Below are 23,105 nucleotides of genomic sequence, written 5' to 3' on the forward strand. Positions count from 1 at the left end.
CTACGTGGGGCGCGAGGCTCAGACCGTTTCCAGCCGATTGCGGCCGCTGCGCTTGGCCCGGTACAGGGCCTGGTCGGCGCGCTCGAACACGGTTTCGCTGCGGTCGCCCGGGGCGAATTGCGCCAGACCGGCGGAGCAGGTGATGGCCAGGGGCTTGCCGCGGAAGTGGAAGGGGCAGTCGGCGATGGCGTTGCGCAGGGCCTCCAGCAGTTGCTGGCCGTTTTCCAGGGACGTCGACGGCAGCAGCATGACGAATTCCTCGCCGCCATAGCGGGCGATGAAGTCGGTTCGTCGCAGGCGCTTGGCCAGTTCCGCCGCGATGATCTTCAGCACCTTGTCGCCGGCCAGATGGCCGAATTCGTCGTTGATCCGCTTGAAGTGATCGACGTCGAGCACCGCCAGCAGCAGGTCGCCGCCGTAGCGCCGCCAGCGCTCCACTTCCAGCTCCAGCCGCTCGTCGAGTGCCGCGCGGTTGGGCAGGCCGGTGAGCGGGTCGGTGAGCGCCTTCACCCGCTGGTCCTCGATGCTGGCCTGGAACTCGCGGGCTTCCTCTTCCATGCTGGAAACCCGGGCCATCAGCTCCTGCAGGCGTTCGGCGACTTCCTGCTCGCGGTTTTCGCGCTCGCGACGGAAGCGTTCGAGGGTGTCCAGCAGGCCTTCGAGGCGTCCTTCCACGCCCAGCTTCAGCGCCTCCAGGTCGGTCGCCTGCAGCACGCTGTCCTGCAGGTCGCTGACCTGCTCGCGCAGGTGTTCATCCAGGTTGCGGGCGCCCGCCGCCGAATCGGCGTGGCCCTGGTGCATTTCCTCCAGGCTGCCGAGGAAGGCGCTGAGGCGCTCGTTCAGGCGCTTCAGGTAGCCTTCGAACTCGCGCTGGCTGCCGTCGTTCAACGACAGGACCAGTACCGCCAGATCGTCCAGCACGGGAACCAGTTCGTACCAGTTCAGGCTGTCCTGGATGCGCGAACGCAGGGCGTCCGCCTGTGCCTGCTGGGCGATCGGCAGTTGCATCTGGTCGAGCAGGCGCAGCAGGCTGGCCTCGATGTGCGGAGCCACCGAGCTGTAGGGTGGTTCCGGCATCGACGCCAGTACGCAGACGTCTTCCCTGGCCGATGGCTCGGCAGGCTGGAACAGCTCGGCCGACAACGGCAGGCAGTCCAGCAGGATGGCGTTCTGCGGCGCGGCGGCCGGCTCGATGGGTTCCGGCGGTGTTGCGGGTGCATTTTCCGTGGGCTGGGCTGCGGGCTGCTCCCGGCCGAGGATTCGTTGCAGCAGGCCGGGCTTCTGCGTTGCCGACGACTCGCTGAACGATTCCAGCGCCTTGTCCTGCAGGTCGCTCAATTCTTCCAGCAGGGCCGGCATCTCGCGTATCTGGCTGGCGCGGGCCTCGATGTCGCGGGCGAACCGCTTGAGCGGAGTGCGTACATCGTTCGGCATGTCCAGTGCCAGCAGCTGCTGGGTGATCCGGGCCAGCGCCTCGACGGTCTGCCGGATGCTCTGCTGGCGGCGCCGCTCGGAGTCCAGCACGGTCTGTTCCAGTCGCGGAATCAGGCGCGCGAGGCCGGCGTCCATCTCTTCGCGGCGGAGGATTTCGCGCAGTTCCTGCATGCACTGGTCGACCGCCTTGTCGCTGCCTTCGGCGGCCAGGCTGCTGCGCACCAGGCCGCGGCGCAGCAGGTCGAGACGGCTTTTCCAGCGGCGCTCGATGCGTTCCTGCTGTTCGAGGTTCTCGAGGTATCTGGTCTTCCAGCGCTGGCTGTCGTCTCGGCTCATGCGGGCGCCCCGGTACTGCCGAGGGCCAGGGCGGAGGATTTGCGCAATACGTCCGGCAGGCGGATTTCCACCGCTACCGGCAGGTGATCGGAGATCGGCTGTGGCAGCACGCTGACTCTCTCCAGTGCCAGTTCGGGGCTGAGCAGGATGTGGTCCAGGCAGCGCTGCGGACGCCAACTGGGGAAGGTCGCCTCGATCTGTGGCGCGATCAGCCCGAGATCCCGCAGGGGAGAGCTTTCCAGCAGATCGTTGGCGTGGGTGTTCATGTCGCCCATCAGCACGTGATGACGATAGCCCTGCAGCAGCTCGCGGATGTAGGCGAGCTGGCGGGTGCGGGTACGCGGGCCCAGGGCCAGGTGCATCATCACCACCGCCAGGGCATTCTCACCCTCGCCGAAGCGCATCAGGATTGCGCCACGTCCGGACGGCCCTGGCAGCGGGTGATCTTCCAGCAGCGTGGGCTGTAGGCGGCTGAGCAGGCCGTTGCTGTGCTGGGCCAGACGGCCGAGATTGCGATTGAGCTGCTGGTACCAGTAGGGGAATTCGCCCAACTGGGCGAGGTGTTCGACCTGGTTGACGAAGCCGGAACGCAGGCTGCCGCCATCGGCCTCCTGCAGGGCCACCACGTCGTAGTCGGCGAGCAGTTCGCCGATGCGCTGCAGGTTGCCGGCGCGGCCAGCGGTCGGCAGCAGGTGCTGCCAGCCGCGGGTCAGGTAATGGCGATAGCGTTCGGTGCTGATGCCGACCTGGATGTTGAAGCTCAGCAGACGCAGCCTGCCATCGTCCGGCAGGCCCTGTGCGCTGGCGCAGTACGGGTTCACGCGGGGGCTGCGGGCGCCCGCGACACGCTCTCCACTACGCCGGCGCAGCATGCGCGGCGGCCTTACTGGCCGACCTTGGCGTTGGCGCGTTCCTTCGCGATCAGGAAGTCAGCCAGCTGCAGCGCCTGTTCCGGGCCGCCGGCCGAGCCGATATCGAAGCGATACTTGCCGTTGACGACCATGGTCGGAACGCCGCTGATCTGGTAGGCCATGCCGAGTTTCTTGGCTTTCTCGATCTGGCCCTTGATGGCGAACGAGTTGTAGGTGCTGAGGAACTTGTCCTTGTCCACGCCAAGCGGGGCGAGGAATTCAGCCATCTCTTCCGGGGTCGCCAGCTTCTTGCCTTCCTTGTGGATGGCTTCGAATACCGCGGTGTGGACCTTGTGCTCTACGCCCATGCTTTCCAGAGTCAGGAACAGCTGGCCGTGGACGTTCCAGACACCGCCGAACATCGCCGGAAGGCGCACGAAGTGGACATCGGCCGGCAGTTTCTCGGCCCACGGGTTGACGGTCGGTTCGAAGGCGTAGCAATGCGGGCAGCCGTACCAGAACAGTTCCACCACCTCGATCTTGCCCGGCTGGGAAACCGGTACCGGACTGCTCAGCTCGGTGTACTGCTTGCCGGCCTCGTACTCGGTAGCCTGTGCGGTGAGGCCAAACAGGCTCACGGCGGCAAGCACGGCGGTGAAAATCAGGTTACGCATCATTCACTCCTTGGCAGAACGGAAGCCGTTGCGCGGCTCTGGTTTGACCTGTGCCCGTCCGGCACGGTTCCAGCATTGTAGTGGCGTCGGAATGAAAAAAGGGCAGCCTCGGCCACCCTTTTTTCGATCACGATGATTCAGCTCAGCAGGTCTTAGTGGAGACCCTGGATGTAGCTGGAAACCGCAGCGATGTCCTTGTTCGACAGCTTGGCGGCAATGCCGCGCATGATCATGGTGTCGCCGTCGTTGGTGCGGTCGCCTTCGCGGAAGTTGGTCAGCTGCTTGGCCACGTAGCCGGAATGCTGGCCGCCGAGGCGCGGGAAGCCGGCCGCGTCGTTGCCGAAACCGCTCGGGGAGTGGCAGCCGGTGCAGGCAGGCATGCCGTCGGCGATCTTGCCGCCACGGAACAGCGCTTCACCCTGGGCGACCAGGTTCGGGTCGGCCATGCCGATGCTCATGTGCTGGCTGGAGAAGTAGGCCGCGATGTCCGCCATGTCCTGATCGCTCAGGTTGGTCAGCAGGCCGGTCATTTCCAGCACGGTGCGCTTGCCGTCCTTGATGTCATGCATCTGCTTGAGCAGGTAGCGCTCGCCCTGGCCCGCCAGTTTCGGGAAGTTCGGCGCCATGCTGTTACCGTCGGCGCCATGGCAGGCGCCACACACAGCGGCTTTCGCCTGACCGGCCTTGGCATCGCCAGCGGCGTGCGCCACACCGGTAAGACCCAGGGTCAACAGCAGACTCACGAGAAGTTTGTTCATCAGCTAATCCAATTACGGCTAAGGGTGAAAGAATTAATAGTCCCGGGTTACTGCGACATCCACTGGATGGTCGCCTGGTAATCCTCGGTGCTGCAGTCGGTACACAGGCCGCGCGGCGGCATGGCGTTGAATCCGTCGGTCACGTGGCGAACCAGCGTGTCCATGCCTTTTTCCAGTCGCGGCTTCCAGGCTGCGGTATCGCCCTTCCTGGGAGCCATCGGTAGCTGACCGGCGTGACAGGCACCACAGGCGCGGTCGAATACCGCTTGCGGGTCCTGTGCGGCCTGGACGCTGGTAGCCAGCGCGGCGACTGTAGCTGCGAACAGCAGTTGTTTCATGATTATCCTCATCGGAGGGAACGTTCGCGTTCTGTTGCGCGTCGTGGTTCCCGTGGCGCCCGACCCTGGGGGATAAAGCGCACACAAAATCCGCGGCATTATATACTTCCGGCGCCGAAACGGAAACGAGACCGCCCCCCGCGACACCGCGTCGCACCCCTCTGCGGAATACCCATGTCCCCCAAGAATCAAGCGAAAAACCCGATCCTCGGCCTGTGCCAGCAGGCTACCTTCCTCATCAGTGCGGCCAAGGTCAACCAGTGCCCGGAGGACAATGGCCTGGAAGTGGCCTTCGCCGGGCGTTCCAACGCCGGCAAGTCGAGCGCCCTGAACGCCCTGACCCACGCCAACCTGGCGCGCACCTCGAAGACGCCGGGGCGCACCCAACTGCTCAACTTCTTCCGCCTGGACGACGAGCGCCGCCTGGTCGACCTGCCCGGCTACGGCTACGCCAAGGTGCCGATCCCGCTCAAGCTGCACTGGCAGCAGCACCTGGAAGCCTACCTGAGCAGCCGCAACTGCCTGGCGGGCGTCGTTCTGCTGATGGACATCCGCCATCCGCTGACCGACTTCGACCGCATGATGCTGGATTGGGCCCAGGCCAGCCGCCTGCCGATCCACGTGCTGCTGACCAAGGCCGACAAGCTGGCCTTCGGCGCGGCGAAGAATGCGCTGCTCAAGGTCCAGCGCGAAGTGCAGCAGGGCTGGGGCGATGTCGCCACGCTGCAGTTGTTCTCGGCGCCGAAGCGCCAGGGCGTGGAAGAGGCGCAGATGGTCCTGGCCGGCTGGCTGGGGCTGCTGGAAGAGGACGAGGAAGCGCCGGAAGAGGCCTGAGGGCTGCCGGCGTTTCGCCGGCAAAGCCCGAATCGCAGGCAAAAAAAACCCCGAGCTTCGTATGGGGAGGGAGAAGTTCGGGGTTTAATCCGGACCGCTAGGGCGGGGTCCAGGAATCTGCCAACACTAAACACTGCAAGGAGCATCGAAGGGCTTCACCAGCCATTCAAGAGTTCTGATTCGCTCGTTGCAGGAAAGTTCAGCAGTTCCCGAAAAAAAATCGAAATTACTTTCGGGTAGGGGCGCCGGCGCCATCGCAAGGCCCGTAGAACGAGCCTTGCGACCGTTCGTCAGTGTGCCTCGTCCCAGTTCGAGCCGCTTCCGGTTTCGACGATCAGCGGCACATCCAGTTCCGCGGCGCCGCTCATCAGCGGACGAATCTGCTCGCACACCTGCTCGACCAGATCCTCGCGCACTTCCAGCACCAGTTCGTCGTGCACCTGGAGGATCACGCGGGCATCCAGGCCGCTGTCCTGCAGCCAGTTATCCACAGCCACCATCGCCCGTTTCATGATGTCCGCCGCGGTGCCCTGCATCGGCGCGTTGATCGCCGTGCGTTCCGCCGCCTTGCGCATGGCGCCGTTCTTCGAGTGGATTTCCGGCAGGTACAGGCGGCGGCCGAACAGCGTCTCGACGAAGCCCTGTTCGGCGGCCTGGGCGCGGGTGCGCTCCATGTAGGCGAGCACGCCGGGATAGCGGGCGAAGTAGCGGTCGATGTAGGCCTGGGCTTCCTTGCGCTCGACGCCGATCTGCTTGGCCAGGCCGAACGCGCTCATGCCGTAGATCAGGCCGAAGTTGATCGCCTTGGCGCTGCGCCGCTGGTCGGCGGTCACGTCCGCCAGCGGGACGCCGAACACCTCGGCGGCGGTGGCGCGGTGCACGTCGCGGTCGTGGTGGAAGGCGTCCAGCAGGCCGTCGTCCTTGGCCAGGTGGGCCATGATGCGCAGTTCGATCTGCGAGTAGTCCGCCGAAATCAGCTTGTAGCCCTTCGGCGCGACGAAGGCCTGGCGGATGCGCCGGCCCTCGGCGGTGCGGATCGGGATGTTCTGCAGGTTCGGATCGCTGGAGGACAGTCGCCCGGTGGCCGCCACCGCCTGGTGGTAGGAGGTGTGGATGCGCCCGGTGCGCGGGTTGATCTGCTCCGGCAGGCGGTCGGTGTAGGTGCTCTTCAGCTTGCTCATGGAGCGGTACTGCATGATCACCTTGGGCAGTTCGTAGTCCTGCTCGGCAAGGTCGGCGAGCACCGCTTCGGCGGTGGACGGCTGGCCGGTGGCGGTCTTGCTCAGTACCGGCAGGCCGAGCTTGTCATAAAGGATGGCGCCGAGCTGCTTGGGCGAGCCGAGGTTGAATTCCTCGCCGGCCAGATCGTAGGCCTGGCGCTGCAGTTCGACCATCTTCTCGCCCAGTTCGTGACTCTGCCGGCCGAGCAGGTTGGCGTCGACCAGCGCACCGTTGCGCTCGATACGCGCCAGTACCGGCACCAGCGGCATCTCGATCTCGGTCAGCACTTTGGCCAGCGAGGGGATGGCCTGCAGCTTCTGCCACAGGGTGTTATGCAGGCGCAGGGTCACGTCGGCGTCTTCGGCCGCGTAGGGGCCGGCCTGCTCCAGGGCGATCTGGTCGAAGGTCAGCTGCTTGGCGCCCTTGCCGGCGATGTCCTCGAAGCGGATGGTGCTGTGGCCGAGGTACTTCAGCGCCAGGCTGTCCATGTCGTGGCGGGTGGCGGTGGAGTCCAGCACATAGGATTCGAGCATGGTGTCGAAGGCCACACCGCGCACCTGGATCGGCGTCGAGGCGTTGGCTAGCACGTTCATGTCGTACTTGCCGTGCTGGCCGACCTTGGCCTTCTTCGGGTCTTCGAGGATCGGCTTGAGCGCCTTGAGCACCGCATCGCGATCCAGCTGTGGCGGCACGCCCATATAGCTGTGCGCCAGCGGCACGTAGGCGGCCTCGCCTTCCTTGACCGCGAAGGACACGCCGACCAGTTGTGCCTGCTGGGCGTCGAGGCTGTTGGTCTCGGTGTCGAAGGCGATCAGCTCGGCCTGTTCGAGTTTCTTCAGCCAGGCGTCGAAGGCAGCCTGGTCGAGCACGGTTTCGTATTGCGCGGCGGCCTGGGCCGGGGCCTGCTCCGCCTGATCGCCGCCGGCGTCCTTCGCTTCGCGCAGCAGATCGTCCAGCCAGTTCTTGAATTCCAGCTCGCGATACAGCGGGATCAACGCCTCGCGCTGTTGCTCGCCGGGGTGCAGGGCGTCGATTTCCACGTCCAGCTCGACATCGGTCTTGATGGTCGCCAGGCGGTAGGAAAGGAAGGCCTGATCGCGGTGCTCCTCGAGCTTGGCCGGCAGGCCCTTGGCGCCGCGGATCGGCAGCGCGGGCACCTGGTCGAGGTTGGCGTAGAGCACGTCGAGGCCGCCGCCGACGCCGACCAGCAGTCCCAGTGCGGTCTTCTCGCCGACGCCCGGCACGCCGGGGATGTTGTCGACCTTGTCACCCATCAGCGCCAGGTAATCGATGATCAGCTCAGGACCGACACCAAATTTCTCTTTCACGCCATCCACGTCGAGCACGCTACCGGTCATGGTGTTGACCAGCGTAATGTGCCCGTCGACCAACTGCGCCATGTCCTTGTCGCCGGTCGAGATCACCACCGGACGGTTGGCCGCGGCGCTGCTGCGGGCCAGGGTGCCGATCACGTCGTCAGCTTCCACCCCTTCCACGCACAGCAGCGGCAGGCCGAGGGCGCGCACGCAGGCGTGCAGCGGCTCGACCTGGACGCGCAGGTCGTCCGGCATGGACGGGCGATTGGCCTTGTACTCGGCGAACAGCTCGTCGCGGAAGGTCGGCCCCTTGGCATCGAAGACCACCGCGAACGGGCTGTCGGGGAACTGCTTGCGCAGGCTCTTGAGCATGTTCAGCACCCCCTTCACCGCGCCGGTCGGCTTGCCGGTGGAGGTGGTCAGCGGCGGCAGGGCATGGAACGCACGGTACAGATACGAGGAACCGTCCACCAGGACGAGGGGCGCCAGGCTCATGTGTGAATTCAACCTATTCAGAGGACCAGGGGGTAGAATGACCCTAGCCAATTCGACAAAGGGACAAGGTTATCATGCGCACATTGAACCGCCTGTTGCTTGCCGCACTGCTGGGCCTGGGAGCCACCACGGTAATGGCCGCGGACGAGGGTGCGCCCTCCGCCGAGCCGGATGTGACCATCCGCCAGGAAGGCGACAAGACCATCCAGGAGTACCGCGTGAATGGCTTCCTGTATGCCATCAAGGTCACCCCCAAGGTCGGCAAGCCGTACTTCCTGGTGCGCGCGGATGGCAGCGAGGGCAACTTCATCCGCTCGGACCAGCCGGACATGCTGATTCCGCAGTGGGAAATCTTCTCCTGGTAGTCATTCGTCCATCTGGTGCGTTCGAGGATTGATCATGTCGGTATTCACCCCCCTTGAGCGTCCGATGCTGGAAGAATTCCTGGCCCCCTATGGGCTGGGGCGCCTGCAGGACTTCCGTGGAATCGCCGAAGGTTCGGAGAACAGCAACTTCTTCGTCAGCCTGGAGCATGGCGAGTACGTCCTGACCCTGATCGAGCGCGGCCCGGTGCAGGACCTGCCGTTCTTCATCGCCCTGCTCGATGTGCTGCATTCCGCCAACCTGCCGGTGCCCTACGCCGTGCGTACCCAGGATGGCGAGGCACTGCGCCAGCTGGAAGGCAAGCCGGCACTGCTGCAGCCGCGCTTGCCCGGCCGCCACGAACGCCAGCCCAACGCCCATCATTGCGAGGAAGTCGGCCGGTTGCTGGCGCGCCTGCATGTGGCGACCCGCGGCAGCATCCTCGAACGCCCCAGCGACCGCGGGCTGGCCTGGATGCTCCATGAGGGGCAGGTACAGGTGGCGCGTCTGCCGGAAAACTCCCGCGCGATGCTGGAGAGCGCCCTCGAAGAGATCGCCCGCCTGCTCGCCGAACAACCGGAGCTGCCGCGCGCCAACCTGCACGCCGACCTGTTCCGCGACAACGTGCTGTTCGACGGCCCGCATCTGGCCGGACTGATCGACTTCTACAACTCGTGCTCGGGCTGGATGCTGTATGACGTGGCGATTGCGCTGAACGACTGGTGCTCGACCGACTCCGGCGACATCGACGGCTCGCGCGCCCGTGCCTTCCTTGCCGCCTACGCGGCGAAGCGGCCATTCACCGCGCTGGAAGCGGAGCTCTGGCCGGAGATGCTGCGGGTGGCCTGCGTGCGTTTCTGGCTGTCGCGGCTGGTCGCCGCCCAGGCATTCTCCGGGCAGGATGTGCTGATTCACGATCCGGGCGAGTTCGAGCGGAAGCTGGAAAAGCGCCAACGGGTGGACATCCATCTGCCGCTGGCCTTGTAGGTTGGCGCTGAGCGCAGCGAAGCCCAACAGTTCTGCGCGCTGCATCGTTGGGCTTCGCAGGCTCAGCACCAACCTACGGTTCCGCCCGGCTATGCATTTCTGGCGTAACGATCCAATCCGCAGCTGACGTCCCTGTCGTTACTCCTCTGCCCTGGCTCACCCGCACTTCGAGTGCCCGCAGTTCAGGCAGGTAGCGCAGCCGTCCATCTGTACCACCGCCATGGTCTGGCACTTGCCGCAGAGCTGGGCGCCGGCGGGAAAGCCTTCGCCGGGCTCGGCCTTGGTGGTGCCCTGGGCGGCTTCGTAGGCGGCACGTTTTTCGGCCAGGTACAGGCGCTGTTCCTCGTTGAGCTCCGGCCCCTGCATCAGGCCGATGGCGATCAGGTGGCGCTCGATCACTGCACCGATCTCGGCAACGATCGACGGCATGTACACCCCGCCGCGCTTGAGATAGCCGCCGCGCGGGTCGAACACCGCCTTCATTTCCTCGACCATGAAGGTACAGTCGCCGCCCTTGCGGAATACCGCCGACATGATGCGGGTGAGGGCGACTATCCACTGGAAGTGGTCCATGTTCTTCGAGTTGATGAATATCTCGAAGGGCCGGCGTTGCTCGTAGGGCGTGCCGGGGTTGAGCACCACGTCATTGATGGTCACGTAGAGCGCATGCTCGAACAGCGGCGACTTGATCTTGTAGGTCGCGCCGACCAGCATTTCCGGGCGCTGCAGGGTCTCGTCCATCTTCACGACGGCGGCGGCCGCTGCGGCCTCCGCACGGGCCTTTTCCTCGGCCACGTCGACTACCTGGAAGCCCTTGATTTTCTGGGTGATCTTGGTGGTCATCGAAATCTCCGACGGCTCAGTACTTGCCGTAATAGCCTTCTTTCAGGGCGTCGAACAGGTTGGCGGCGGTGTGCACTTCGCCGTCGTACTCGATTTCCTCGTTGCCCTTGAACTCGACCACGCTGCCGTCCTCCAGCTCGAAGCGGTAGACGGTCCGTTCCAGGTCCGCATCCTTGACCAGCACGCCCTGGAAGGCCGCCGGGTTGAAGCGGAAGGTGGTGCAGCCCTTGAGACCCTGGCGCCAGGCGTACAGGTAGATGTCCTTGAACTGCTCGAAGGGGTAGTCGGTGGGCACGTTGGCGGTCTTGGAGATCGACGAGTCGATCCACTTCTGTGCCGCCGCCTGGATATCCACATGCTGTTCCGGGCTGATGTCGTCGGCAGTGATGAAGTAGTCCGGCAACTGGTGCTTGCCGTCTTCCGCGTCCGGCACGGCCTTGCTGTCGACCAGCGCGCGGTACGCCAGCAGCTCGTAGCTGTAGACCGAGATCTTCTCCTTGGTCTTGCGCCCGGCGCGGATCAGGTTGCGCGAATAGTGGTGGGCGAAGCTCGGCTCGATGCCGTTGGAGGCGTTGTTCGCCAGGCTCAGGCTGATGGTGCCGGTGGGCGCGATGGAGCTGTGGTGGGTGAAGCGCGCACCTTGTTCGGCCAGCGCCTCGACCAGCTGCGGCGCGTGTTCGGCGACGCGCTGCATGTAGCGCGAGTATTTCGCGTGCAGCACCCGGCCCGGCACCTTGTCGCCGATCTTGTAGCCATCGGCGGCCATTTCCGGCCGTTTGCGAAGCATCTCGCCGGTAACCTCGTATTCCTCGGCCAGCATTGGCGCGGCGCCTTTCTCCTTCGATAGCTCCAGGGCCACTTCCCAGCCGACCAGCGCCATCTCCCGCGCGACTTCCTCGGTGAATACGCAGGCTTCCGGGCTGCCGTACTTCAGGCGCAACAGGGTCAGCGCCGAACCGAGGCCAAGGAAGCCCATGCCATGCCGGCGCTTGCCGAGGATTTCCGCGCGCTGCTGCGCCAGCGGCAGGCCATTGATCTCCACCACGTTGTCGAGCATGCGAGTGAACACCCGCACCACCTCGCGGAAGCGCTCCCAGTCGAAGCGCGCCTGCTCGGTGAACGGCTCGACGACGAAGCCGGTCAGGTTGACCGAACCGAGCAGGCAGGAGCCGTAGGGGGGTAAAGGCTGCTCACCGCACGGGTTGGTCGCGCGGATTTCCTCGCACCACCAGTTGTTGTTCAGCTCGTTGACCCGGTCGATGAGGATGAAGCCCGGCTCGGCGTAGTCGTAGGTGGAGACCATGATCATGTCCCACAGGTGACGTGCCTTGACCCGGCCGTAGACCCGGCAGGCGACCTGGCCGTCCTTGTCGACCAGGTATTCGTCGTGCACCGGCCAGTCGCGCCAGACGACCGTCTCCGCGTCCTTCAGGTCGACTTCGTCGCGCTCCTTCTGGTGTACCGGGAAGATCAGCGGCCAGTCGGCGTCGTCTTCCACCGCCTTCATGAAGCCGTCGGTGATCAGCAGGCTGAGGTTGAACTGGCGCAGGCGGCCGTCTTCGCGCTTGGCGCGGATGAATTCGCGCACGTCCGGATGGCTGACGTCGAAGGTGCCCATCTGCGCGCCGCGGCGGCCGCCGGCGGAGCTGACGGTGAAGCACATCTTGTCGTAGATATCCATGAACGACAGCGGCCCGCTGGTGTGCGCGCCGGCGCCGGAAACGTAGGCGCCGCGCGGGCGCAGGGTGCTGAATTCGTAGCCGATGCCGCAGCCCGCCTTGAGTGTCAGGCCGGCCTCGTGGACCTTTTGCAGGATGTCGTCCATGGAGTCATGGATGATTCCGGAGACGGTGCAGTTGATGGTGGAGGTGGCCGGCTTGTGGCCCTGTGCGCCGGCGTTGGAAATGATCCGTCCGGCGGGGATGGCGCCGTTGCGCAGTGCCCAGAGGAAGCGCTCGTACCAGTGCTCGCGCCTGGCCTTGTCGCTCTCGACATCGGCCAGGGCCCGCGCCACCCGGCGCCAGGTGCCGTCGACGCTGTCGTCGATCGGCGTGCCGTCCTTCTGCTTGAGACGGTACTTGCTGTCCCAGATGTCCTGCGAGGCGGGTTGCAGGGCAAGGGCTCCTTGGTCTGCGCCACGGGGGCGCGCATCGGTCTTGGCCATCCGCTGAATAACCTCCTGTCGGTCGGGTGGTGAACGCAATGGCCGGCAAAACTACAAGATGTTGTGTTTAACCTATTGCGCTAGATCAACCCATAGTGCTTGGGCCACTGAAAGCCAGCATAGACCCTGGCAGTCCAACGTAGGGCGGGCGAAGCCCGCCATCCATCGAATTGGCGGGTTGCACCCGCCCTACGGCATTGCCTTCCAGGCAGCGCAGGAACTGTAGGAGCCAGCTTGCTGGCGATCCGGAATCATCCATTCGCGCCACGGCATGAAGCGGACCTGCGTTATCGCCAGCAAGCTGGCTCCTACAAAAACGTAGGGTGGATGGCGCTCTTCCATCCACCATTCCGGAGCCGCATGCGCGGCCATGGTGGATCGATGGAGTGTGATCCCCCCTACGTCAAGGTTTTTCCAGGCAGCCGGCGAACTCCCCGGCCAGGTTCTGCAGCAGGGATTCGTAGCCATTGGCATCGACCTTGGCGGCCACGCCCATGGCGTCCAGTTCGGCCAGGCGCACCGGCAGGCCGTCGCTGAGGGTGTCGGCCAGGCGCGGGCGCAGTGGCGGCTCGCTGAAGATGCAGGACGGGCCGGCTTTCTGCAGTTGCGCGCGCATGGCGGCGACGTGTCGCGCGCCCGGCTGCACCTCGGCGGAGATGGCGAAGACGCCGGCGTGCTTCAGCCCATAGGCTTCCTCGAAGTAGTCGAAGGCCTCGTGGAACACGAAGTACGGCTTGCCGGCCAGCGGCGCCAGGCGCTGTTTCAGGCGGGCGTCGAGCTGTTCCATGCGCTGGTCGAAGGCCTTGAGATTGGCCTGGTAGCGGCTGGCGTTGGCCGGGTCGGTGCTGGCCAGGTCGGCGGCCATGCGCGCGGCGATCACCCGGGCGTTGGCCGGCAGCAGCCAGAGATGCGCATCGATGCTGCCGGGGCGGTGGTCGTGATCGTGCTCGTAGTCGTGTTCGTGCTCATGGTCGTGTCCATCGGCCTCGCCGAACTTGCGCAGATGCATCCCGGGCAGCTCCTGCACGGCGACGCTCGATCCCTTGCGGCCATCCAGCACTTTGGGCAGGAAGGCTTCCATGTCCGGGCCGATCCAGTAGAGCAGCTGGGCGTCGCGTACCCGCCGCACGTCCGACGGGCGCAATGCATAGCTGTGCGGCGAGGCGCCGGGCGGCAGCAGCACGTCGGGGCTGCCGGCGCCATCCTGGACGGCGGCGGCGATCAGTTGCAGCGGCTTGATGCTGGTCAGCAGGCTGACCTCGGCACGGGCGGACAGGCTCAGGAGCAGGGCGCAGCAGGTGACGAGCAGGGCGGAAGGGCGCAGGGACACGGCGACACTCACAGGTGAAGGGGAAAGAGTTATATAATAACGTCTCTTGATCGGAGCGTCGCCGCCGTATGTACAAGATCGCCCCCAATACCCCGCTCGCCTGCCGCCCGCACGACCACGCCAACTGCGTGGCCAGCGCGCTGGCCGAGGCCGATACGGTTTGCGCGCGCCAGGGCGTGCGCCTCACCGAGCTGCGCCGTCGCGTGCTCGAACTGGTCTGGCAGAGCCACAAGCCGCTCGGTGCTTACGACATCCTCGCCGTGCTGAGCGAGACCGACGGCCGCCGCGCGGCGCCGCCGACGGTCTATCGCGCGCTGGATTTCCTCCTGGAAAACGGCCTGGTGCACCGCATCGCCTCGCTCAACGCCTTCGTCGGCTGCAACAATCCGGAGCACGCCCACGAGGGCCAGTTCCTCATCTGTCGCGCCTGCCATACGGCGATCGAGCTGGAGCAGCCGGCGATCAGCGACGCGATCGTCGCCGGCGCCCGCGATGTCGGTTTCGCGGTGGAAACCCAGACCGTGGAAGTGGTCGGTCTCTGCTCGGCCTGCAATTCCGACAAGTCGGAGGCCTGATGAGCGATACCCTGATCCGCCTGGAGGGCGTCTGCGTTCGCCGTTCCGGCCAGACCACCCTGCAGGACATCAACCTGCGCATCGCCCGTGGCCAGATCGTCACCCTGATCGGCCCCAACGGCGCCGGCAAGACCACCCTGGTGCGCAGCGTGCTCGGCCTGCTCAAGCCTGACAGCGGCAGCGTCTGGCGCAAGCCGAAGCTGAACATCGGCTACATGCCGCAGAAGCTGCACGTCGACCCGACCCTGCCGCTCAGCGTGCTGCGCTTCCTGCGTCTTGTGCCCGGCGTCGGGCGCAAGGAAGCATTGGCGGCGCTTGGCGAGGTCGGCGCCAGCCATGTGCTGGACAGCCCGCTGCAAGGCATTTCCGGCGGCGAGTTGCAGCGCGTGCTGCTGGCCCGTGCGCTGCTGCGCGAGCCGGAGCTGCTGGTGCTCGACGAGCCGGTGCAGGGCGTCGACGTCAGCGGCCAGGCCGAGCTCTACCGGCTGATCACCCGTCTGCGCGACCGCCATGGTTGCGGTGTGCTGATGGTGTCCCACGACCTGCACCTGGTGATGAGCGCCACCGACCAGGTGGTCTGCCTGAACCGCCACATCTGCTGCCACGGCCATCCCGAGCAGGTCAGCGGCGATCCGGCGTTCATCGAGCTGTTCGGCCAGGACGCACGCAGCCTGGCGATCTACCACCACCATCACGACCACGCCCACGACCTGCACGGCGAGGTGGTGAAAGAACCATTCCCTGCCGGCACCCGCTTCACGCCTGTCCACCAGCACGGCCCCGACTGCAACCATGGCTGATTTCCTGCTCAACGCTCTGCTCGCCGGCCTTGCGCTGGCGCTCGTCGCCGGCCCGCTCGGCTCCTTCGTGGTGTGGCGGCGCATGGCCTATTTCGGCGACACCCTGTCCCACGCCGCGCTGCTCGGCGTGGCGCTCGGTTTCCTGCTCGACGTCAGCCCGACCCTCGCGGTGACCGTCGGCTGCGTGCTGCTTGCCGTGCTGCTGGTCACCCTGCAGCAGCGCCAGCCGCTGGCTGCCGACACCCTGCTCGGCATCCTCGCCCACAGCACGCTGTCGCTGGGCCTGGTGGCGCTGAGCTTCATGAAGGAAGTGCGGGTCGACCTGATGGCCTATCTGTTCGGCGACCTGCTCGCCGTCAGCAGCACCGACCTGCTGTGGATAGTTGCCGGCAGCGCCCTGGTGCTGGCGCTGATCTGCTGGTTGTGGCGGCCGCTGCTGGCGATCACCGTCCACGAAGAGCTGGCCAAGGTGGAAGGTCTGCCGGTGGCTGCGATCCGCCTGGCGCTGATGCTGCTGATCGCCATCGTCATCGCCGTTGCGATGAAGATCGTCGGCGTGCTGCTGATCACTTCGCTGCTGATCATCCCCGCCGCAGCCGCCCAGCGGCATGCGCGCAGCCCGGAACAAATGGCCTTCGGCGCCAGTCTGATCGGGCTGCTGGCGGTATGCGCCGGGCTCGCCCTGTCCTGGTTCAAGGACACTCCCGCGGGGCCGTCTATCGTTGTAAGTGCGGCCAGCCTGTTCCTGCTGAGTTTTGTCCTGCCGCGCCGGGCGGTGTAGAATTTGGCGCTTTTTTGATCAAAAGAGAGTCCGAGGCATGAAGTCGTTCGTCGTTCGCGTGTTATCGCCGGTGGCCGTTGCCCTGTTGCTCAGTGCCTGCCAGAGCGTTTCCACCGCGCCTTCCGGCTTCGAAAGCGAACTGGCCGCCGGCAACCTGGAAGCCGCCCAGCTTAAGCTCGGCAGCGAGCAGGAAAACCCCGCGCAACTGACCGAGCGCCGCAAGCGCCTGGCCGACGCCTACCTGCAGCGCAGCCGCGAAGCCCTGCAGAAGGGCGACATGAACGGCGCCAGCGCTGCCCTGGCCCGAGCCCGCTCGTTGACTCCGAAAGCTCCCGCCGTAGCGGCGGATGTGGGTGCCCTGCAGAAGCAGCAGGCCGAGCCTGAAAAGCCGCCGTGCGAGCCGATGGACTGATCGGAACCGCGCCTGCCATTGGTTAAGGCGATGGGTATCGCAAGCTCAACCCATCCTACGGGCTGCGATGCCCACCGTAGGTTGGCGCTGAGCAACGCGAAGCCCAACATCGCCACCGTTGGGCTTCACTGCGTTCAGCACCAACCTACGCGGGTTCTGGCTCAGCCACGTAGTTACGTAGGATGCAGGACAGTTGCTCCCACAGTTCCGATCCCGCCTCTTCCTTATTCTCTTTTGTTCAAGTCTTATCTGAACAAAGATTAATCAGCCATAAGAATTCGATGTAAAATGCGCGGTTTTGGCTAACCGCCTACGCTCGTTGCCAGGAGTTTGTTGGCAACTGGCAGCTTTTCGCACCCACAAGGTTCGTTACGTGATCGAATTCCACGACGTCCACAAGACCTATCGCGTCGCCGGCCGCGATATTCCGGCCCTGCAACCGACCAGCCTGTCCATCGACGGTGGCCAGGTGTTCGGCCTGATCGGCCACTCCGGCGCCGGCAAGAGCACCCTGCTGCGACTGATCAACCGCCTGGAGGAACCCAGTGGCGGGCGCATCGTCATCGATGGCGAAGACATCACCGCCCTCGATTCCGACGGCCTGCGCCGCTTCCGCCAGCGCGTCGGCATGATCTTCCAGCACTTCAACCTGCTGGCCTCGAAGACCGTCGCCGACAACATCGCCATGCCGTTGCGCCTGGCCGGCGGCAGCAGCGCCAGCGAGATCGACGCCCGTGTCGCCGAATTGCTGCAGCGCGTCGGCCTCACCGAGCAGGCGCGCAAGTACCCGGCACAGCTGTCCGGCGGACAGAAGCAGCGCGTCGGTATCGCCCGCGCCCTGGCCTGCCGGCCGACGATCCTGCTTTGCGACGAGGCCACCAGCGCCCTCGACCCGCAGACCACCGCTTCGGTGCTGCAACTGCTGGCGGAGATCAACCAGGAGCTGAAGCTGACCATCGTCCTGATCACTCACGAGATGGATGTGATCCGTCGCGTCTGCGACCGCGTCGCGGTAATGGATGACGGCCGGATCGTCGAGCAGGGCAGCGTTGCCGATGTGTTCCTGCATCCGCAGCATCCGACCACCAAGCGCTTCGTGCTGGAAGACGAGCATGTCGACGAAGACGAGCAGCGCGACGACTTCGCCCATGTGCCCGGGCGCATCCTGCGCCTGACCTTCCGCGGCGAGGCGACCTATTCGCCGTTGCTCGGCACTGTGGCGCGGCAGACCGGGGTGGACTACAGCATCCTCGCCGGGCGCATCGACCGCATCAAGGATCAGCCCTACGGCCAACTGACCCTGGCGCTGGTGGGCGGTGACCTGGAAGCGGCGATGAGCCAGTTGAATGCCGCGGACGTGCATGTGGAGGTTCTGCGCGGATGAATGAGTTCTTCAGCAATATCGACTGGTTGGAAATCCTCCAGGCCAGCATCGACACCTTCTGGATGCTCGGCGGCTCGCTGCTGTTCACCGTGATCCTCGGCCTGCCGCTGGGCGTGCTGCTGTTCCTCACCGGACCCAGGCAGATGTTCGAGAACCGCGCGGTATACGGCCTGCTGTCGTTCGTGGTGAACGTGCTGCGCTCGCTGCCGTTCATCATCCTGCTGATCGTGATGATCCCGCTGACCGTGCTGCTCACCGGCACCTCGCTGGGCGTCGCCGGGGCCATTCCGCCGCTGGTGGTGGGTGCCACGCCGTTCTTCGCGCGGCTGGTGGAAACCGCCCTGCGCGAGGTGGACAAGGGCATCATCGAGGCGACCCAGGCGATGGGCGCGACCACCCGCCAGATCATCTGGAACGCCCTGCTGCCGGAAGCACGCCCGGGCATCATCGCCGCCGTGACGGTCACCGCCATCACCCTGGTGTCCTACACCGCGATGGCCGGCGTGGTCGGCGCCGGCGGTCTCGGCGACCTGGCGATCCGCTTCGGCTACCAGCGCTTCCAGACTGACGTGATGGTGGTCACGGTGATCATGCTGCTGGTGCTCGTACAGATTCTGCAGACCTTCGGCGACAAGCTGGTGGTCCACTTCTCGCGCAAATAAAGAGTGCGGTGCTGGCTACCCGCCGGCCCGAGGAAAATCCCAAAAGGAGCTTATCGATGAAAAAACTGCTTGCCGCCTTCGCCGCTGCCGCGGCCTTCTCCGCGCCGCTGGCACAGGCCGCGGACACCCTGACCATCGCCGCCACGCCGGTGCCGCACGCGGAAATCCTCAACTTCGTGAAGCCGATGCTGGCGAAGGAGGGTGTGGAGCTGAAGGTCAAGGAATTCACCGACTACGTGCAGCCGAACACCCAGGTCGCCGAGAAGCGCCTCGACGCCAACTTCTTCCAGCACCAGCCGTACCTGGATGAGTTCAACAAGACCAAGGGCACCAGCCTGGTCGCCGTCACCGGCGTGCATATCGAGCCGCTGGGTGCCTACTCCAGCAAGATCAAGAAGCTCGACGAACTGGCTTCCGGCGCCACTGTGGTCATCCCCAATGACGCCACCAACGGCGGCCGCGCGCTGCTGCTGCTGGACAAGGCCGGCGTGATCAAGCTCAAGGACAACAAGAGCATCACCGCCACGCCGAAGGACATCGTCGAGAATCCGAAGAGCATCAAGGTGCGTGAGCTGGAAGCGGCCACCCTGCCGCGCGTGCTGACCCAGGTCGATCTCGCCCTGATCAACACCAACTACGCGCTGGAAGCCAAGCTGAACCCGACCAAGGATGCCCTGGCCATCGAGGGTTCCGACTCTCCGTATGTGAACATCCTGGTCGCCCGTCCGGACAACAAGGACAGCGCCGCCATGCAGAAGCTGGCCGCCGCCCTGCACAGCCCGGCGGTGAAGCAGTTCATCCTCGAGAAGTACAAGGGCGCGGTGGTTCCGGCGTTCTGATCGCCTGCCGCTTGCTCCATCGAAAAGCCCGGTCCTCGTGACCGGGCTTTTTCGTTTCCCGTCCGCCAACGAAAAAGCCAGTCGGCGTAGCCGACTGGCTTCAAGTGGAGCGCTGTGCCTGGCGTTCGGCCTCAGAGGCTGAGCGTCCAGTCGTAGTCGACGATCAGCGGCGCATGCTGGGAGAAGCGCGGCTGACGCGGCAGCTTGGCGTTGCGCACGAAGCGGCGCAGACCCGGGGTCAGCACCTGGTAGTCGAAACGCCAGCCGAGGTTGAGCATCTCGGCCTGCTCGCTGTCCGGCCACCAGCTGTACTGATCGCCTTCGCGATTCACCTCGCGGAAGGCGTCGACATAGCCCATGGTGCCGAATATCTCGTCCATCCAGCCCCGCTCGGGAGCCATGAAACCGGGCATCTGCTGGCATTCGCGCCAGCTTTTCACATCCAGCTTCTGGTGGGCGACGTATAACGAGCCACAATAGATGTATTCGCGACGCTTGCGCCGCTGTTTGTTCAGGTACTGGGCGAAATCGTCCATGAACTTGAACTTCTGGTTCAGGTTCTCATCCCCGCTCTGCCCGGTAGGCAGAAGGAGAGTGGCGATACTCACCTTGTCGAAATCGGCTTGCAGGTAGCGCCCGTAACGATCGGCCGTTTCGAAACCCAGCCCGCTTATGACGGCCTTGGGTTGCAGACGGCTATAGAGTGCGACGCCACCCTGACTGGGTACTTCGGCGTCGCAGGCGTACAGGAAGTAACCGTCCAACTGGTAGGACGGGTCATCCAGATCGAAAGCGGAGGCGCGGGTATCCTGCAAGCAGATCACGTCGGCATTCTGTGCCTGCAGCCAACTGAGCAACCCCCGCTCGGCCGCAGCCTGAATACCATTCACGTTCACACTGATGATCCGCATAAATGGCCCCCAAAATCACGTGTGTGTATGATACCCGAGCTCAAACGGTTTAGCTAAATTCATACCGGCCGGTTCCGACCCTATGCAGGCATATCAACGCGATTTCATTCGTTTCGCCATCGAACGTGGCGTTTTGCGCTTTGGCGAATTCACTCTCAAGTCCGGGCGCACCAGTCCGTACTTCTTCAACGCAGGCCTGTTCAACAGCGGCCTAGCGCTGGCCCAGCTGGGGCGTTTCTACGCCTCCGCGATAATGGACAGCGGCATCCCCTTCGACGTTCTGTTCGGCCCGGCCTATAAAGGCATCCCGCTGGCGGCGACCACTGCCGTGGCGCTGGCGGAACATCACGGCCGCGACCTGCCGTGGTGCTTCAACCGCAAGGAAGCCAAGGATCACGGCGAAGGCGGCACGCTGGTCGGCGCGCCGCTGACAGGCCGGGTGCTGATCATCGACGACGTGATCACCGCCGGCACCGCGATCCGCGAGGTGATGCAGATCATCGACGCCCAGGGCGCGAAGGCCGCTGGCGTGCTGATTGCCCTCAACCGCCAGGAGCGCGGTAAGGGCGAGCTGTCGGCGATCCAGGAAGTCGAGCGCGACTTCGGCATGCCGGTGGTGAGTATCGTCTCGCTGGAGCAGGTGCTTGAATACCTGGCAGGGGATGACGAGCTGAAACGGCACTTGCCGGCCGTGGAGGCTTATCGGGCGCAGTACGGTATCTGACGACAACCTGGACAAGGCGTCTGGCATGGTCAAGCAGGGTGCTTTCCGCTACAGGGTATGGCTGGGACTGCTGGGTTGCAGCCTGACTTTCGCGGCGCTGGCCGCGGAGCAGGGGAGCAGCCCTGTGGAGATGTATCGCTACATCAATGACAAGGGCATCACGGTCATCGACCGCCTTGGCGTGCCGCCGCAGTACATCGGCAAGGGCTACGAGGTGCTGAACGAGCAGGGCCGGGTGATCCGGGTCGTGCCGCCGGCGCCTACCGCCGAGGAAATCGAGAAGCGCAAGGCCGCCACTGCCCAGGCCAACTCGGATGCCCAGTTGCTGCGGCTGTATACCAGCGTCGAGGATGTCGACCGTGCCCGCGAGCGCAAGCTTTCGGAGCTGGACGGCCTCACCAGCGTCGCCAGGAGCAATCTGCAGTCGGTGAAGACCCAGCAGGCCAACCTGCAATCCCAGGCTGCCGACCAGGAGCGCGCCGGACGCCAGGTTCCGGAGCACCTGATCGACCAGCTGAACATGCTCAAGACCGAGGAAAAACGCCTGCAGCAGGATTTGCAGCACTACCAGCAACTGCGGACCAAGGCCAACGCCACCTTCGATGCCGACCGCGCGCGCCTGGTGCAACTGCTGGGCGATTCGCCCACTCCCTGAGCCGCGGTCACTCCCGCGGCAGATTCCTTTCGAACGCTTCTATGCGCGTGCGCAGCCATTCCGGCAACGGCTGGCTGCGGCGTTGCTCGTCGGCGTACACGTAGATCAGCTCGACACGCGTCAGCGCCTGCTCCTCGCACCAGATGGCGACCTCGAAGGTCAGGCTGCTGCGGCCAAGGCGGCTGACCCGCACGCCCATTTCCAGCCAGTCGTCGTAGCGGGCTGGGGCGATATATTCGAGCGTGTTCTTCACCGCGAACAGGTCGCCGCCGCTGCGCAGCAGGTCGGCCGGGTAGCGGATTTCCAGATGCCGGTAGTACTCGGTGGTGGCGACGTCGGCGTAAGTCAGGTAGTTGCCGTTGAAGACGATGCCTTGCGGATCGACTTCCGACCAGCGCACGCGCAGGCCGTGGAAGAAACCGAACTCGCTGCGTTGCGGGATGGACGTCATGTTCGGCTCCGTAAAAAACAGGCCGCCACGGCGGGTAGCCGTGGCGGCCGGGTGGATCAGCGGTGCTTGCGGTTGGTGATCAGGGTGCCGACGCCACTGTCGGTGAAGATCTCCAGCAGCACGGCGTTGGGCACGCGGCCATCGATGATGTGCGCGCTGGTCACGCCGCCCTGGACCGCCTCGAGGGCGCAGCGGATCTTCGGCAGCATACCGCCGTAGATGGTGCCGTCGGCGATCAGCTCGTTGACCTGCTCGGTGGTCAGCCCGGTGAGGACCTCGCCCTGCTTGTCCATCAGGCCGGCGATGTTGGTCAGCAGCATCAGCTTCTCGGCCTTCAGCGCCTCGGCCACCTTGCCGGCCACCAGGTCGGCGTTGATGTTGTACGACTCGCCGTTGGCGCCGACGCCGATCGGCGCGATCACCGGGATGAAGTCGCCGTTCACCAGCATGTTCAGCAGCTCGACGTTGACCCCGGTGACTTCGCCGACATGGCCGATGTCGATGATTTCCGGCGTGGTCATTTCCGGCGTCTGGCGGCTGACGGTGAGCTTCTTCGCGCGGATCAGCTCGGCGTCCTTGCCGGTCAGGCCGATGGCGCTGCCGCCATGGCGGTTGATCAGGTTGACGATGTCCTTGTTGACCAGTCCGCCGAGGACCATCTCCACCACGTCCATGGTCTGCGCATCGGTAACGCGCATGCCATCGATGAAGTGGCTCTCGATCGACAGGCGCTTGAGCAGGTCGCCGATCTGCGGGCCACCGCCGTGGACCACCACCGGATTGATGCCGACCGCCTTCATCAATACGACGTCGCGGGCGAAGCTGTTCTTCAGCTCGTCGGTCTCCATGGCGTTGCCGCCGTACTTGATGACCAGCGTCTTGCCGATGAAGCGGCGGATATAGGGCAGGGCTTCGGCAAGAACGCGGGCTACCTGGGCGGCGTCGTCGCGGCTCTGGTGCATGGTGG

At 65.0% G+C, this 23,105-nt stretch carries 24 protein-coding genes; 12 read left to right on the plus strand and 12 right to left on the minus strand.

Going from position 1 to position 23,105, the window contains the following annotated elements:
- Positions 1-18 precede the first annotated feature (18 nt).
- The 5 genes from JFY56_RS12785 to JFY56_RS12805 form a co-directional block, all read right to left on the minus strand.
- Complete coding sequence (locus JFY56_RS12785; protein WP_208314129.1) at positions 19-1,770, minus strand: GGDEF domain-containing protein; 1,752 nt, start codon at positions 1,768-1,770, stop codon at positions 19-21.
- The gene (locus JFY56_RS12790; RefSeq protein ID WP_208314130.1) at positions 1,767-2,642 is read right to left on the minus strand and encodes an endonuclease/exonuclease/phosphatase family protein; all 876 of its coding nucleotides are present in this window, start codon (positions 2,640-2,642) and stop codon (positions 1,767-1,769) included. The genes JFY56_RS12785 and JFY56_RS12790 overlap by 4 nt, the downstream gene beginning before the upstream one ends.
- 11 nt (positions 2,643-2,653) lie before the next feature.
- Positions 2,654-3,295 carry a thiol:disulfide interchange protein DsbA gene (gene dsbA, locus JFY56_RS12795; protein ID WP_208314131.1) on the minus strand — a complete coding sequence of 214 codons (642 nt, stop codon included), beginning with the start codon at positions 3,293-3,295 and terminating at the stop codon, positions 2,654-2,656.
- Positions 3,296-3,447: 152 nt separating this feature from the next.
- The gene (locus JFY56_RS12800; protein ID WP_208314132.1) at positions 3,448-4,053 is read right to left on the minus strand and encodes a c-type cytochrome; all 606 of its coding nucleotides are present in this window, start codon (positions 4,051-4,053) and stop codon (positions 3,448-3,450) included.
- A 47-nt stretch (positions 4,054-4,100) separates the two neighbouring features.
- Positions 4,101-4,391: a c-type cytochrome gene (locus JFY56_RS12805; protein WP_208314133.1), complete on the minus strand. Its 291-nt coding sequence runs from the start codon at positions 4,389-4,391 to the stop codon at positions 4,101-4,103.
- A gap of 174 nt (positions 4,392-4,565) precedes the next feature.
- Between JFY56_RS12805 and yihA the strand changes: the two genes are divergently transcribed.
- Complete coding sequence (gene yihA, locus JFY56_RS12810) at positions 4,566-5,225, plus strand: ribosome biogenesis GTP-binding protein YihA/YsxC (RefSeq protein WP_208314134.1); 660 nt, start codon at positions 4,566-4,568, stop codon at positions 5,223-5,225.
- Between the two features lie 290 nt (positions 5,226-5,515).
- Here yihA and polA read toward each other — a convergent pair whose 3' ends face one another.
- Positions 5,516-8,257, minus strand: a complete 2,742-nt coding sequence (polA, locus tag JFY56_RS12815; RefSeq protein WP_208314135.1) for a DNA polymerase I — start codon at positions 8,255-8,257, stop codon at positions 5,516-5,518.
- Between the two features lie 74 nt (positions 8,258-8,331).
- On the opposite strand from polA, the gene JFY56_RS12820 reads away from it, so the two are divergent.
- The gene (locus tag JFY56_RS12820) at positions 8,332-8,622 is read left to right on the plus strand and encodes a DUF2782 domain-containing protein (RefSeq protein WP_208314136.1); all 291 of its coding nucleotides are present in this window, start codon (positions 8,332-8,334) and stop codon (positions 8,620-8,622) included.
- 34 nt (positions 8,623-8,656) lie between these two features.
- A complete protein-coding gene (locus tag JFY56_RS12825) occupies positions 8,657-9,607 on the plus strand; it encodes a homoserine kinase (protein WP_208314137.1) in 951 nt (316 codons plus the stop codon).
- Between the two features lie 156 nt (positions 9,608-9,763).
- Here the strand turns inward: JFY56_RS12825 and JFY56_RS12830 are convergent, their stop codons facing one another.
- The 3 genes from JFY56_RS12830 to znuA all read right to left on the minus strand — a co-directional run bounded on the left by JFY56_RS12830 (position 9,764) and on the right by znuA (position 13,944).
- Positions 9,764-10,450: a TSCPD domain-containing protein gene (locus tag JFY56_RS12830; protein ID WP_208314138.1), complete on the minus strand. Its 687-nt coding sequence runs from the start codon at positions 10,448-10,450 to the stop codon at positions 9,764-9,766.
- 16 nt (positions 10,451-10,466) lie between these two features.
- Positions 10,467-12,614 (minus strand): adenosylcobalamin-dependent ribonucleoside-diphosphate reductase, encoded by a 2,148-nt coding sequence (locus tag JFY56_RS12835; RefSeq protein WP_208314139.1) that lies wholly within the window; start codon positions 12,612-12,614, stop codon positions 10,467-10,469.
- A gap of 403 nt (positions 12,615-13,017) precedes the next feature.
- Positions 13,018-13,944 (minus strand): zinc ABC transporter substrate-binding protein ZnuA, encoded by a 927-nt coding sequence (znuA, locus tag JFY56_RS12840; RefSeq protein WP_208314140.1) that lies wholly within the window; start codon positions 13,942-13,944, stop codon positions 13,018-13,020.
- A 68-nt stretch (positions 13,945-14,012) separates the two neighbouring features.
- On the opposite strand from znuA, the gene zur reads away from it, so the two are divergent.
- From zur to JFY56_RS12875, 7 genes are all read left to right on the plus strand, one after another.
- The gene (gene zur, locus JFY56_RS12845) at positions 14,013-14,519 is read left to right on the plus strand and encodes a zinc uptake transcriptional repressor Zur (RefSeq protein ID WP_208314141.1); all 507 of its coding nucleotides are present in this window, start codon (positions 14,013-14,015) and stop codon (positions 14,517-14,519) included.
- Positions 14,519-15,319: a zinc ABC transporter ATP-binding protein ZnuC gene (znuC, locus tag JFY56_RS12850; RefSeq protein ID WP_208314142.1), complete on the plus strand. Its 801-nt coding sequence runs from the start codon at positions 14,519-14,521 to the stop codon at positions 15,317-15,319. Before zur ends, znuC begins: the two co-directional genes overlap by 1 nt.
- The gene (znuB, locus tag JFY56_RS12855; protein WP_208314143.1) at positions 15,312-16,100 is read left to right on the plus strand and encodes a zinc ABC transporter permease subunit ZnuB; all 789 of its coding nucleotides are present in this window, start codon (positions 15,312-15,314) and stop codon (positions 16,098-16,100) included. The genes znuC and znuB overlap by 8 nt, the downstream gene beginning before the upstream one ends.
- Positions 16,101-16,137: 37 nt before the next feature.
- Positions 16,138-16,512 (plus strand): hypothetical protein, encoded by a 375-nt coding sequence (locus tag JFY56_RS12860; RefSeq protein ID WP_208314144.1) that lies wholly within the window; start codon positions 16,138-16,140, stop codon positions 16,510-16,512.
- A 373-nt stretch (positions 16,513-16,885) separates the two neighbouring features.
- Positions 16,886-17,896, plus strand: a complete 1,011-nt coding sequence (locus JFY56_RS12865; protein ID WP_208314145.1) for a methionine ABC transporter ATP-binding protein — start codon at positions 16,886-16,888, stop codon at positions 17,894-17,896.
- Positions 17,893-18,558 carry a methionine ABC transporter permease gene (locus JFY56_RS12870; protein WP_208314146.1) on the plus strand — a complete coding sequence of 222 codons (666 nt, stop codon included), beginning with the start codon at positions 17,893-17,895 and terminating at the stop codon, positions 18,556-18,558. The genes JFY56_RS12865 and JFY56_RS12870 overlap by 4 nt, the downstream gene beginning before the upstream one ends.
- 56 nt (positions 18,559-18,614) lie before the next feature.
- Positions 18,615-19,397, plus strand: coding sequence for a MetQ/NlpA family ABC transporter substrate-binding protein (locus tag JFY56_RS12875; protein WP_208314147.1), 783 nt, complete (start codon positions 18,615-18,617; stop codon positions 19,395-19,397).
- Positions 19,398-19,528: 131 nt separating this feature from the next.
- Here the strand turns inward: JFY56_RS12875 and JFY56_RS12880 are convergent, their stop codons facing one another.
- Positions 19,529-20,308 carry an exodeoxyribonuclease III gene (locus tag JFY56_RS12880; protein WP_208314148.1) on the minus strand — a complete coding sequence of 260 codons (780 nt, stop codon included), beginning with the start codon at positions 20,306-20,308 and terminating at the stop codon, positions 19,529-19,531.
- An 82-nt stretch (positions 20,309-20,390) separates the two neighbouring features.
- Between JFY56_RS12880 and pyrE the strand changes: the two genes are divergently transcribed.
- Both pyrE and JFY56_RS12890 read left to right on the plus strand, forming a co-directional pair.
- Positions 20,391-21,032, plus strand: coding sequence for an orotate phosphoribosyltransferase (gene pyrE, locus JFY56_RS12885; RefSeq protein ID WP_208314149.1), 642 nt, complete (start codon positions 20,391-20,393; stop codon positions 21,030-21,032).
- Between the two features lie 25 nt (positions 21,033-21,057).
- The gene (locus tag JFY56_RS12890) at positions 21,058-21,687 is read left to right on the plus strand and encodes a DUF4124 domain-containing protein (protein ID WP_208314150.1); all 630 of its coding nucleotides are present in this window, start codon (positions 21,058-21,060) and stop codon (positions 21,685-21,687) included.
- Positions 21,688-21,694: 7 nt separating this feature from the next.
- Here JFY56_RS12890 and JFY56_RS12895 read toward each other — a convergent pair whose 3' ends face one another.
- Together JFY56_RS12895 and argB are read right to left on the minus strand one after the other, a co-directional pair.
- Positions 21,695-22,138 carry an acyl-CoA thioesterase gene (locus JFY56_RS12895; protein WP_208314151.1) on the minus strand — a complete coding sequence of 148 codons (444 nt, stop codon included), beginning with the start codon at positions 22,136-22,138 and terminating at the stop codon, positions 21,695-21,697.
- Positions 22,139-22,194: 56 nt separating this feature from the next.
- Complete coding sequence (gene argB, locus JFY56_RS12900; RefSeq protein ID WP_208314152.1) at positions 22,195-23,100, minus strand: acetylglutamate kinase; 906 nt, start codon at positions 23,098-23,100, stop codon at positions 22,195-22,197.
- Between the last annotated feature and the right edge of the window lie 5 nt (positions 23,101-23,105).

This window comes from Pseudomonas schmalbachii, from assembly GCF_017589465.1.
Taxonomy (GTDB): Bacteria; Pseudomonadota; Gammaproteobacteria; order Pseudomonadales; family Pseudomonadaceae; genus Pseudomonas; species Pseudomonas schmalbachii.

What these genes read in the sequence shown, in the direction of transcription:
- JFY56_RS12790 (WP_208314130.1), bottom strand. Translation starts at nt 2,642, where the DNA reads ATGCTGCGCCGGCGTAGTGGAGAGCGTGTCGCGGGCGCCCGCAGCCCC.
- znuB (WP_208314143.1), top strand. Translation starts at nt 15,312, where the DNA reads ATGGCTGATTTCCTGCTCAACGCTCTGCTCGCCGGCCTTGCGCTGGCG.
- JFY56_RS12875 (WP_208314147.1), top strand. Translation starts at nt 18,615, where the DNA reads ATGAAAAAACTGCTTGCCGCCTTCGCCGCTGCCGCGGCCTTCTCCGCG.
- JFY56_RS12820 (WP_208314136.1), top strand. Translation starts at nt 8,332, where the DNA reads ATGCGCACATTGAACCGCCTGTTGCTTGCCGCACTGCTGGGCCTGGGA.
- znuC (WP_208314142.1), top strand. Translation starts at nt 14,519, where the DNA reads ATGAGCGATACCCTGATCCGCCTGGAGGGCGTCTGCGTTCGCCGTTCC.
- JFY56_RS12860 (WP_208314144.1), top strand. Translation starts at nt 16,138, where the DNA reads ATGAAGTCGTTCGTCGTTCGCGTGTTATCGCCGGTGGCCGTTGCCCTG.
- dsbA (WP_208314131.1), bottom strand. Translation starts at nt 3,295, where the DNA reads ATGCGTAACCTGATTTTCACCGCCGTGCTTGCCGCCGTGAGCCTGTTT.
- polA (WP_208314135.1), bottom strand. Translation starts at nt 8,257, where the DNA reads ATGAGCCTGGCGCCCCTCGTCCTGGTGGACGGTTCCTCGTATCTGTAC.
- JFY56_RS12825 (WP_208314137.1), top strand. Translation starts at nt 8,657, where the DNA reads ATGTCGGTATTCACCCCCCTTGAGCGTCCGATGCTGGAAGAATTCCTG.
- JFY56_RS12870 (WP_208314146.1), top strand. Translation starts at nt 17,893, where the DNA reads ATGAATGAGTTCTTCAGCAATATCGACTGGTTGGAAATCCTCCAGGCC.
- JFY56_RS12805 (WP_208314133.1), bottom strand. Translation starts at nt 4,391, where the DNA reads ATGAAACAACTGCTGTTCGCAGCTACAGTCGCCGCGCTGGCTACCAGC.
- JFY56_RS12785 (WP_208314129.1), bottom strand. Translation starts at nt 1,770, where the DNA reads ATGAGCCGAGACGACAGCCAGCGCTGGAAGACCAGATACCTCGAGAAC.
- zur (WP_208314141.1), top strand. Translation starts at nt 14,013, where the DNA reads ATGTACAAGATCGCCCCCAATACCCCGCTCGCCTGCCGCCCGCACGAC.
- JFY56_RS12800 (WP_208314132.1), bottom strand. Translation starts at nt 4,053, where the DNA reads ATGAACAAACTTCTCGTGAGTCTGCTGTTGACCCTGGGTCTTACCGGT.
- JFY56_RS12835 (WP_208314139.1), bottom strand. Translation starts at nt 12,614, where the DNA reads ATGGCCAAGACCGATGCGCGCCCCCGTGGCGCAGACCAAGGAGCCCTT.
- JFY56_RS12830 (WP_208314138.1), bottom strand. Translation starts at nt 10,450, where the DNA reads ATGACCACCAAGATCACCCAGAAAATCAAGGGCTTCCAGGTAGTCGAC.
- JFY56_RS12890 (WP_208314150.1), top strand. Translation starts at nt 21,058, where the DNA reads ATGGTCAAGCAGGGTGCTTTCCGCTACAGGGTATGGCTGGGACTGCTG.
- JFY56_RS12880 (WP_208314148.1), bottom strand. Translation starts at nt 20,308, where the DNA reads ATGCGGATCATCAGTGTGAACGTGAATGGTATTCAGGCTGCGGCCGAG.
- JFY56_RS12895 (WP_208314151.1), bottom strand. Translation starts at nt 22,138, where the DNA reads ATGACGTCCATCCCGCAACGCAGCGAGTTCGGTTTCTTCCACGGCCTG.
- pyrE (WP_208314149.1), top strand. Translation starts at nt 20,391, where the DNA reads ATGCAGGCATATCAACGCGATTTCATTCGTTTCGCCATCGAACGTGGC.
- yihA (WP_208314134.1), top strand. Translation starts at nt 4,566, where the DNA reads ATGTCCCCCAAGAATCAAGCGAAAAACCCGATCCTCGGCCTGTGCCAG.
- argB (WP_208314152.1), bottom strand. Translation starts at nt 23,100, where the DNA reads ATGCACCAGAGCCGCGACGACGCCGCCCAGGTAGCCCGCGTTCTTGCC.